We start from the raw sequence: 855 nt of genomic DNA, 5'->3' as shown, positions 1-855 counted from the left end.
CGATCTGCCGCGTCGCGCGGTCCAGATATCGCCCTGCCAGCCAGACGTGATAGAGCGGGCTGCCTATCCCCGCCCTCGCATCGGGCACGCCGGCGGCGTTCGCTCGCTCGAAAGCCGCAGCCTCGCCTGCCGACACCCGCGGCAATTTCGAGCGCAGCAGCATGGTCGCTCTTGCGATGTCGGTAGCGCCGGTCGCCTGGAGTTGCTGGCACATGTGATCCGCGTCGCCGGATGCGTACACTGGAGGTCCCCCGGCCGCAACGGCAGCCTGTGCGGCCAGCACGACGGGCAACGCAAGCGCCATCATGATCTGATACGGATTCCTCATTTTTTTCCACCCTCCGTGTCGAGCCCAATATTGCGCTCGGCCGCCATCAGCCTGACAGGGTCGGTCTTTTTCCACTGCGACTTCGGAATCAGCACCGACCACTCCGCATCGCCCGTATCGCGGAAGAACGCGGCCACACCCACGTAATTCGCTGCATCGTCCATCGGCTCGGACAGCTTCAGCGTCTGCCCAGGCCCGAGCGTCACGTCGCGGCTCCAGAGCGTCGACACCTTCAGCGCGTCATTGCCACCGAGCAGTTGCGCATAGGTCGCCGTCGCAAACGGCTTGTCGTCCTTCAACTGCCAGATGCGCAGCACAACCGGCAGCGACGCGCCCTGTGCGTCCTGGTTCAGTGCGCCGCGTGCCGTGACGACGAAATCCATCTGCTTGACCTTCGTCTCGAACACCGCCTGCGTGGCGGCCACAGTGCCTTCCTTCACGGACTGCCACGTGCCGCATGCGCTCACGGCGAACGCAAGGGCGACGCCACATGCGCCCCGGATCATCTTCCTGTGCATCAGAAAGGC

2 protein-coding genes are annotated in these 855 nt (G+C 64.9%); both read right to left on the bottom strand.

The window, feature by feature from the left end:
- On the bottom strand, positions 1–328 hold a 328-nt coding region (locus tag LPA36_RS29365; protein WP_228884021.1), incomplete at its 3' end, for a hypothetical protein.
- Positions 325–846 carry a type VI secretion system lipoprotein TssJ gene (tssJ, locus tag LPA36_RS29360; protein WP_228884022.1) on the bottom strand — a complete coding sequence of 174 codons (522 nt, stop codon included), beginning with the start codon at positions 844–846 and terminating at the stop codon, positions 325–327. The genes LPA36_RS29365 and tssJ, both read right to left, overlap by 4 nt.
- Positions 847–855: the final 9 nt, after the last annotated feature.

It is taken from the genome of Paraburkholderia saeva (assembly GCF_907164555.1).
Classification (GTDB): domain Bacteria; phylum Pseudomonadota; class Gammaproteobacteria; order Burkholderiales; family Burkholderiaceae; genus Paraburkholderia; species Paraburkholderia saeva.
This window is presented reverse-complemented; position numbering and strand designations above follow the sequence as displayed.